The organism is Mycobacterium sp. IS-1496 (genome assembly GCF_001499995.1).
Lineage (GTDB): Bacteria > Actinomycetota > Actinomycetes > Mycobacteriales > Mycobacteriaceae > Mycobacterium.
The window spans coordinates 26,994-34,933 of the sequence record NZ_LQIU01000038.1 but is presented as its reverse complement, the minus strand read 5'-3'; the positions used below and the strand labels follow the sequence as shown (position 1 = coordinate 34,933).

The 7,940-nt window shown below is 69.3% G+C and carries 7 protein-coding genes; 2 read left to right on the top strand and 5 right to left on the bottom strand.

Translation table 11 applies throughout. The features are described 5' to 3' along the window. Nucleotides 1-743, top strand: a 743-nt coding sequence (locus tag AU195_RS18885) for an APA family fibronectin-binding glycoprotein (RefSeq protein WP_059160592.1), incomplete at its 5' end; no start/stop codon positions are given. Nucleotides 744-824: 81 nt separating this feature from the next. Here AU195_RS18885 and AU195_RS25310 read toward each other — a convergent pair. The 3 genes from AU195_RS25310 to AU195_RS18875 form a co-directional block, all read right to left on the bottom strand. Then, the gene (locus tag AU195_RS25310; RefSeq protein WP_082703116.1) at nucleotides 825-1,109 is read right to left on the bottom strand and encodes a hypothetical protein; all 285 of its coding nucleotides are present in this window, start codon (nucleotides 1,107-1,109) and stop codon (nucleotides 825-827) included. A gap of 135 nt (nucleotides 1,110-1,244) precedes the next feature. Continuing rightward, nucleotides 1,245-1,979, bottom strand: coding sequence for a CPBP family intramembrane glutamic endopeptidase (locus AU195_RS18880; protein WP_059160587.1), 735 nt, complete (start codon nucleotides 1,977-1,979; stop codon nucleotides 1,245-1,247). Between the two features lie 36 nt (nucleotides 1,980-2,015). Next, nucleotides 2,016-4,436 (bottom strand): phosphoketolase family protein, encoded by a 2,421-nt coding sequence (locus tag AU195_RS18875; protein WP_059160586.1) that lies wholly within the window; start codon nucleotides 4,434-4,436, stop codon nucleotides 2,016-2,018. Between the two features lie 199 nt (nucleotides 4,437-4,635). Between AU195_RS18875 and AU195_RS18870 the strand changes: the two genes are divergently transcribed. After that, nucleotides 4,636-6,114, top strand: coding sequence for an acetyl-CoA acetyltransferase (locus tag AU195_RS18870; protein WP_059160585.1), 1,479 nt, complete (start codon nucleotides 4,636-4,638; stop codon nucleotides 6,112-6,114). Here the strand turns inward: AU195_RS18870 and AU195_RS18865 are convergent. Both AU195_RS18865 and AU195_RS18860 read right to left on the bottom strand, forming a co-directional pair. Continuing rightward, on the bottom strand, nucleotides 6,107-6,877 hold the full coding sequence (locus AU195_RS18865; RefSeq protein ID WP_059160584.1) for an SDR family oxidoreductase: 771 nt from the start codon (nucleotides 6,875-6,877) through the stop codon (nucleotides 6,107-6,109). The two genes, AU195_RS18870 and AU195_RS18865, sit on opposite strands and share 8 nt — an antisense overlap. A 31-nt stretch (nucleotides 6,878-6,908) precedes the next feature. Then, nucleotides 6,909-7,829: a sugar-binding transcriptional regulator gene (locus AU195_RS18860; RefSeq protein WP_059160583.1), complete on the bottom strand. Its 921-nt coding sequence runs from the start codon at nucleotides 7,827-7,829 to the stop codon at nucleotides 6,909-6,911. Nucleotides 7,830-7,940: the final 111 nt, after the last annotated feature.

The following is a 7,940-nucleotide window of genomic DNA, read 5'->3' as shown; positions in this document are numbered from 1 at the left end:
CGGCGGACCCGGACGCGGCGCCGCCCCCCGCGGATCCGAACGCCCCGCCGCCGCCTCCTGCGCCGGAGCCGGGCCGCGTCGACAACGCCGCGGGCGGCCTGAGCTACGTGGTGCCCGCCGGGTGGAAGGTCTCCGACGCGACCAACCTGTCCTACGGGCAGGCGCTGCTGACGAGGATTCCGCCGGAGGGCGTCACCGACCCGCCCAACGACACCAGTGTGCTGCTGGGCCGTCTCGACCTGAAGCTCTTCGCGGGCGCCGAGACCGACAACACCAAGGCGGCCAACCGGCTGGCGTCGGACATGGGTGAGTTCTTCATGCCGTTCCCGGGCACCCGGATCAACCAGTCGACGACTCAGCTCGATGCCGACGGCATGCCGGGCGTCGCGTCGTACTACGAGGTGAAGTTCACCGATACGAACAAGCCGAACGGGCAGATCTGGGCCGCGGTGGTGGGTAACCCGGTGGCGCCGGGAACCCCGCGTGGCCAGCGGACGCCGGACCGGTGGTTCGTGGTGTGGCTGGGCTCCGCCACCAACCCGGTCGACCGGGATGCGGCGGTCACGCTCGCCAACTCGATCCGGCCGTGGGCGCCCCCGCCGCCCCCGCCGCCACCGGCCCCGGGCGATCCCAACGTGCCGCCGCCGCCCGCGGACCCGAACGCTCCGCCGGCCCGTCCCGGTGTGGGTGTGGCCGTTCCGGTCGCTCCCGAGAACGCTCCGGGGATGCTGCCCCCGGCCTGACGCCGGTTGTGAGCCCCGCGCTACAGGCGCACGAAGAGCGCCGGCGGGGGTTCTCAGGCCACGGGACGTGGTGCGCCGTCGTCAGATGCCCGCGCAGATCGACGGCACGAACGGAATGGGGATCGGCACGCAGGCCCCCACGCTGAAGTACGGCGTGATATCGCCGTTCCATGCCGGGGGCGGAGGAGGCGGGAGTGGTGCCGGAGGGGGTGGTAGAGCGACGCAGGTGTTGGAAGGCGCGTCGTATACCGTTCCGAATCCGCATTCGGTGGCGCCGGCGACTGCGGGCGAAATCAGCGCCACGCCCGCGAGTGACACGATCGCAGTCGATCCGAACACTGCCCAGCGGTGAAGATTGCCGCTCATGTGGGCCCCCTTCGATAGTTTGAGCCCGACCACTGCGTCAATTTTAGAACTCTCGACAGGGCTCGGAACCGTTATCAACAGGTCGGCGACATCGCCTGAGCCTTTCCTGGCCGCCGTTCGGAGCCCGGCCGACGCTCAGGCCGACAGGTGCCAGACCAGGGCGGCCGCCAGCGCGCCCATGCCGTTCAGCGACCAGTGCAGCGCGATCGGAGCCAGCAGGCTGCCGCTGCGTTTGCGCAGCCAGGTGAACACGAAACCCGCGATCCCGGTTGCGACGACAGCGAGCACCACACCGGCGACGGTGCCCATCACCCCACCGCCGAACAACCGGGTGAAGCCGACATTGCTGCTGGTCAGGCCCATCGACGTGGCGATGTGCCACAACCCGAACAGCAGGGATCCGGCCGCGGCCACACCGCGGAAACCCCAGGCCCGGTTCAGCGCGCCGTGCAGCACCCCGCGGAACGCCAGCTCCTCGGGAATCACGGTCTGCAGCGGGATCACGACCATCGAGGCGATCAACGCCCCGGAGATCGTCGCGTAGTTGTTGTTCATGAACATCGGGCGAGTCCACGGCAGCAGGGCGCCGATCGCGATCACCGAGAGCACCAGAGCCACCGCGGCCGCCGCGTATCCGGCTCCGGAACGCCAGTGCTCCCGCCCGAGTCCGAGTTCGGTCCAGCCCAGACCGCGCCGGCGGACCAGGATCAGCAGCCCGACGGCGGCCGCGGGCACGGTCGCGATGCTGGCCCACGGCGTGGTGAAGTGCGCGACGAGGTTGGTGATCGCCAGCACCGCCACCACCACGGCGATGTCGACGTAGACCCGCACTCGGGGCAGCGCGTGTGGATGGGCGGGAACGGCAGTCATCCCGACCGATCGTACCGAGGCCGGGTTCGTCCGGCGTTATTCGTTGTCGGCGGTGTCCTGGGCCATGGACTGCGTGCCGCCGGGCTGGTAGCCGCTGTCCCATGTCCAGCCGGAGATCGCGGGGTCGTCCTCGCCGTGTTCGCGCGTGTAGGCGCGCGCGGCCAGCCGGGCGTCGGCCATCTCCTGGCGCAGCCCCGCCGCCCTGGTGCCCAGGCTCTCGACGCGGTCGATGACATCCATGACCAGATGGAAACGGTCGAGGTCGTTGAGCATCACCATGTCGAACGGCGTCGTCGTGGTGCCGCGCTCCTTGAAGCCGCGCACGTGCAACTGCTCGTGGTTGGCGTGCCGGTACGCCAACCGGTGGATCAGCCACGGATAACCGTGGTAGGCGAATATGACCGGCTTGTCCGTGGTGAAGATGGAGTCGAACTCGCGGTCGGGCAGACCGTGCGGGTGCTCGGACGCCGGCTGCAGCCGCATGATGTCGACGACGTTTACCACGCGCACCTTCAGGTCGGGCAGCCGGCGCCGAAGGATGTCGGCGGCGGCCACCGTCTCGAGGGTGGGGATGTCGCCGGCACACGCGAGGACCACGTCGGGTTCGCCGGTCGTGGTGCTCGCCCACTCCCAGATGCCCAGCCCCCGGGTGCAGTGCGCGACGGCTTCGTCCATCGTCAGGTAGGTCAGTGCCGGCTGCTTGCCGGCCACGATGACGTTGACGTACTGGCGGCTGCGCAGACAGTGGTCGGCGACCGACAGCAGCGTGTTGGCGTCCGGCGGCAGGTAGACCCGCACCACCTCGGGCCGTTTGTTGGCGACGTGGTCGATGAACCCAGGATCCTGGTGCGAGGCGCCGTTGTGATCCTGACGCCAGACGTGTGAGGTCAGCAGGTAGTTCAACGATGCGATCGGCCGCCGCCAGCTCAGGTGCGCACTGCTCGACAGCCACTTGGCGTGCTGGTTGAGCATCGAGTCGACGATGTGGACGAACGCCTCGTAGCAGTTGAACAGGCCGTGCCTGCCGGTGAGCAGATAGCCCTCGAGCCAGCCCTGGCACAGGTGTTCGGACAGCACCTCCATGACCCGTCCCGCCGGGGCGAGGTGCTCGTCCTCGGGGGCGGTCTCGGCCATCCACGCCTTGTCGGTGGCCTCGAACACCGGCGACAGCCGGTTCGACGCCGTCTCGTCGGGGCCCATGATCCGGAACCGGTCCTGGTTGCGGACGATGACGTCGCGCAGGAACGTGCCGAGCACCTTGGTCGCCTCCGCGCTCTGCGAACCGGGCTGCTCGACGGGCACGGCGTAGTCGCGGAAGTCGGGCAGGTCGAGGTCGCGCAGCAGCACACCGCCGTTGGCGTGCGGATTGTCGCTCATCCGGCGGGTCCCCTCGGGCGCGAGCGCCCTGAGTTCGGGGATCAGCGCGCCGTCGTCGCCGAACAGTTCCTCGGGGCGGTAGCTGCGCAGCCACTGTTCGAGCTGGGCCATGTGCTCGGGGTTGTCGTGGGTCTCCGACAGCGGCACCTGGTGTGAGCGCCATGTGCCCTCGACCTTCTTGCCGTCCACCTCGCGCGGCCCGGTCCAGCCCTTGGGTGTGCGCAGGATGATCATCGGCCACAGCGGGCGGCCGGGCTCCTCGTCGAGGCGCGCGGCCCGCTGGATGGCGGCGATCTGGTCGAAGCACTCGTCGAGGGCGGCGGCGAACTGCTGGTGGACGTTCTCCGGATCGTCGCCGGCGACGGTGATCGGCCGGTACCCGTAGCCGTAGAACAGCGACTCGAGTTCCTCCTGCGGGATGCGCGCGAGCACCGTGGGGTTGGCGATCTTGTAGCTGTTGAGGTGCAGGATCGGCAGCACGGCGCCGTCGGTCACCGGGTCGAGGAATTTGTTGGAGTGCCAGCTCGCGGCCAGCGGGCCGGTCTCGGCCTCACCGTCGCCGACCACGCACGCGACCACCAGGTCAGGGTTGTCGAAGGCGGCGCCGTAGGCGTGCACCAGCGCGTAGCCCAGCTCGCCGCCCTCATGGATCGACCCGGGCGTCTCCGACGCCACGTGGCTGGGGATGCCGCCGGGAAACGAGAACTGGCGGAACAACTTTCGCAACCCGTCGACGTCCTCGCCGATGTTGGTGTAGACCTCGCTGTACGTGCCCTCGAGGTAGGCGTTGGCCACCAGGCCCGGACCGCCGTGCCCAGGTCCGGTGATGTAGATGATGTCGGCGTCGCGCTCGCGGATGATCCGGTTCAGATGCGCGTAGACGAGATTGAGGCCCGGGGTGGTGCCCCAGTGTCCCAGCAACCGCGGTTTGACGTGTTCGGCGCGCAACTCCTCGCGCAGCAGCGGGTTGTCGAGCAGATAGATCTGCCCCACGGACAGGTAGTTGGCGGCTCGCCAGTAGGCGTCGATGAGCCGGAGCTCTTCGTCGGACAGGGTGGGGGAGAGCGTGGTCTCACTCATTGACGTCCCGTCGGTGATCTGAGGTGCTCATCTCGAGCATTGTCGTCGGGCATGGTGAACGGCATGTGAGATCCAGGTACCCGATTGTGTGTCACTTCATGTGTCGCGATGCCCGCATGACGAGGCCGGGTGCCGGCTGGAGGGGACGGTCGGGCACACTAGGGTTTGACACCTGTCAACTACGGCCAGAGGAGCGTCGATGCCTTCGCCCGCCAACACCCCCGTGCTCGTCGGCTACGGACAGGTGAACCAGCGCGAGGACCGGCCCGACCTCGAACCGGTCGATCTGATGGAGGCCGCGGCCCGTGAGGCCGCCGACGCGCGGGTGCTCGAGGCGGTCGACGCGGTGCGGGTGGTGAACCTGCTGTCCTGGCGCTACCGCGACCCGGGCCTGTTGCTGGCACAGCGCATCGGCGCCGACAAGGCCACCACCCGATACACCGGCATCGGCGGGAACGTCCCGCAGAGCCTGGTCAACCAGGCGTGCCTGGACATCCAGTCCGGGCGCCACGGCGTCGTCCTGATCGCCGGAGCCGAAACCTGGCGTACGCGAACGCGGTTGCGCGCCAAGGACGAGAAGCCGAACTGGACGCGCCAGGACGAATCCGTGCCGATGGCCGACGGCGCCGACGAGAACGTGCCGATGGCCGGCGACGCCGAGAACCGCATCGGCCTCGACCGGCCCTCCTACGTCTACCCGATGTTCGAACAGGCGGTCCGCATCGCGGGGGGCGAGACACCCGACGAGCACCGGCGGCGGATCGGTGAGCTGTGGGCGCAGTTCTCCGCGGTCGCCGCCGACAACCCGCACGCCTGGCGCCGCGACGCGCTCGCCGCGGACGCGATCTGGCAGCCGAGCCCCGAGAACCGGATGATCAGCTGGCCCTACCCCAAGCTGATGAACTCCAACAACATGGTCGACCAGGGCGCGGTGCTCATCCTGACCTCGGTCGAGACCGCCCGGCAGTTGAAGATCCCGTCGGAACGCTGGGTCTTCCCGTATGCCGGCACCGACTCGCACGACACCTACGCCATCGGCGAGCGCGCGGAATTCCACCGGTCGCCGGCGATCCGCATCGCGGGGCAGCGGGCGTTGGAGCTCGCGGGTACCGCGATCGAGGACATCGACCTGATCGACGTGTACTCGTGTTTCCCCTCGGCGGTGCAGGTGGCGGCGACCGAGCTCGGGCTGCCGGTCGGCGATCCGGCGCGGCCGCTCACCGTCACCGGTGGGCTGACCTTCGCCGGTGGCCCCTGGAACAACTACGTCTCGCACTCCATCGCGACGATGGCCGAACGGCTGGCGGCCGACCCGGGGCAGCGAGGCCTGATCACCGCCAACGGCGGCTACCTGACCAAGCACAGCTTCGGCGTCTACGGCACCGAACCGCCGCAGGGCGAATTCCGTTGGGAGGACGTGCAATCCGAGGTGGACCGGGAACCCACCAGGACCCTGGCCGTGGAGTGGTCCGGTGTCGGGACCGTCGAGTCGTGGACCACGCCGTTCGACCGCGACGGCGTCCCGGAGAAGGCGTTCCTCGCGGTGCGCACGCCCGAGGGGGCGCGCACACTCGCGGTGATCCAGGACCTGGACGACGCCGCGGCCACCGTGGAGGGCGACATCGCCGGCGCCGCGGTGACCGTGCACGCCGACGGCACCGCGCGCCTGACTACGTGATGGTGTACCCGCCGTCGACCACCAGGTCGGCGCCGGTGATCATCGCCGCCGCGTCGGAGGCGAGATACACCGCAGCAGCGGCGATCTCGGCGGGGTAGGCGAACCGCCCGATCGGGATGAGCTTCTTGAGGGCGTCACCGCGCGGGCCGTCCCAGGCCTTGTGGCCCAGTTCGGTGAGCACCACCGTCGGCGAGATCGTGTTCACCCGCACCCCGCGGCCGCCCCATTCCGCGGCCAGCACCTTGGACACCCCGACGACCCCGAACTTCGAGGCGCAGTACGCGACGTGCTGGTCCAGGGCGACGGAGGCGGCCTGCGAGGCCAGGTTGACGATGCTGCCGCCGCCGGCGGCCAGCATCCGGCGGCCCGCCGCCTGGCACATGAGGAACGTGCCTTTGAGGTTGATGTCGATGGTCGACTCCCAGTCGGCCAGCGACAGGTCCTCGGCCGGCGCGAGGCGGGCCACCCCGGCGCTGTTGACCAGGATGTCGATCGCCCCGAACGTGTCCGCCACCGCGTCCACCGTCGCGGTGACCGAAGCGGGATCGCTGACGTCACAACCGAAACCGTTGCTGTCGGTGGGCAACGCGGTCGCGGCTTCGCGCGCCCCGGCCTCGTTGAGGTCCGCCACCGCAACGCGGGCGCCCTTCGTGGCGAACGCCGACGCGATCGCCGCGCCGATACCGGACGCACCGCCCGTGACCAGCGCGACCTTCCCGGTCAGTGCGAAGTCGAGATCCACAGTCGGTTCGGCGTCGGTCATATCGTCCTTCCTGGATGGGGCTCTGGGTGATTCAGTTCAGTACCGCGGTGGCCAGGTCGACGTCGGTGACCAGCGACGACACCAGTCCCGACCGCAGCACCGCGCGGGTCGCCGCGATCTTCTCGCTGCCGGTCGCGAGGGCGATCCTGGTCGGGATGGCCCGCAGGGTGGCCTCGGCGATCCCCATCCGCCGCTCGTCGAGGCCCGGCACGCGGTTGCCGTCCGCATCGAGCAGCAGTGCGCAGGTCTCCCCGCAGACACCGGCCTCATCGAGCGCCCGCGTCTCCTCGCTCGTCAGTGACTGGTACACCTGTGACGCTCCCGGACTCCACGCGCCCACCGAGATGATCGCGCAACTGACCTTGCCGTGCCGGGCGACGGTCTCCTGCAATTGCGCGTTGCCGCTGAGGCTTTCGGCGGTACGCGCATCGGGGACCACCAGCGGCACGTACATCGGCCAGGAGCGGCCCCCGCTGATCTCGCTGATGCGGCGGACCAGATCGGTTCCGTTGGAGGTGATCGCTCCGGCCATCCCGGTCAGCTGGACGACGTCGCATTCGGGCAGCGAGGTCAGGTATGCCGCGATGTGGGTGAGCGTGCGCCCGCAGTCGACCCCCACCACGTCGCCGGACGTCAGGATCGACTGCAGCAGCTCGGCCATCGCCTTGGCCACGGCCTCGACGCGGTCGGCGGTGTCGGTGGTGTCGCAGACGACGGCGTAGGCGTGTTCGAGGCCGTAACGCCGCTGCAATTCGGTGGACAACTCGACGTCGACCGCGCCGGGGTTGTGGATCTTGATCTCCACCATTCCGGATTCGACGGCCTCGTCGAGCATCCGCGCGACCTTGAACCGCGAGAGCCCGAACTCCTCGGCGATCTGGATCCTGGTGCGCCCCTCGAGGTAATAGCGGCGCGCGATCACGGCCCGCTGGAACAGCTCGTCCGGTCCCATGCCGCTGCCTCCTCAGCCAACCCCGAGCGCGCGTGCACATATGTGCACGCTCGTTGACATATGAGCATAAGGCATAGCATGATCCAGTTCACAACCCCTCATCTGAGTAGC

What these genes read in the sequence shown, in the direction of transcription:
- AU195_RS25310 (WP_082703116.1), bottom strand. Translation starts at nt 1,109, where the DNA reads ATGAGCGGCAATCTTCACCGCTGGGCAGTGTTCGGATCGACTGCGATC.
- AU195_RS18880 (WP_059160587.1), bottom strand. Translation starts at nt 1,979, where the DNA reads ATGACTGCCGTTCCCGCCCATCCACACGCGCTGCCCCGAGTGCGGGTC.
- AU195_RS18875 (WP_059160586.1), bottom strand. Translation starts at nt 4,436, where the DNA reads ATGAGTGAGACCACGCTCTCCCCCACCCTGTCCGACGAAGAGCTCCGG.
- AU195_RS18870 (WP_059160585.1), top strand. Translation starts at nt 4,636, where the DNA reads ATGCCTTCGCCCGCCAACACCCCCGTGCTCGTCGGCTACGGACAGGTG.
- AU195_RS18865 (WP_059160584.1), bottom strand. Translation starts at nt 6,877, where the DNA reads ATGACCGACGCCGAACCGACTGTGGATCTCGACTTCGCACTGACCGGG.
- AU195_RS18860 (WP_059160583.1), bottom strand. Translation starts at nt 7,829, where the DNA reads ATGGGACCGGACGAGCTGTTCCAGCGGGCCGTGATCGCGCGCCGCTAT.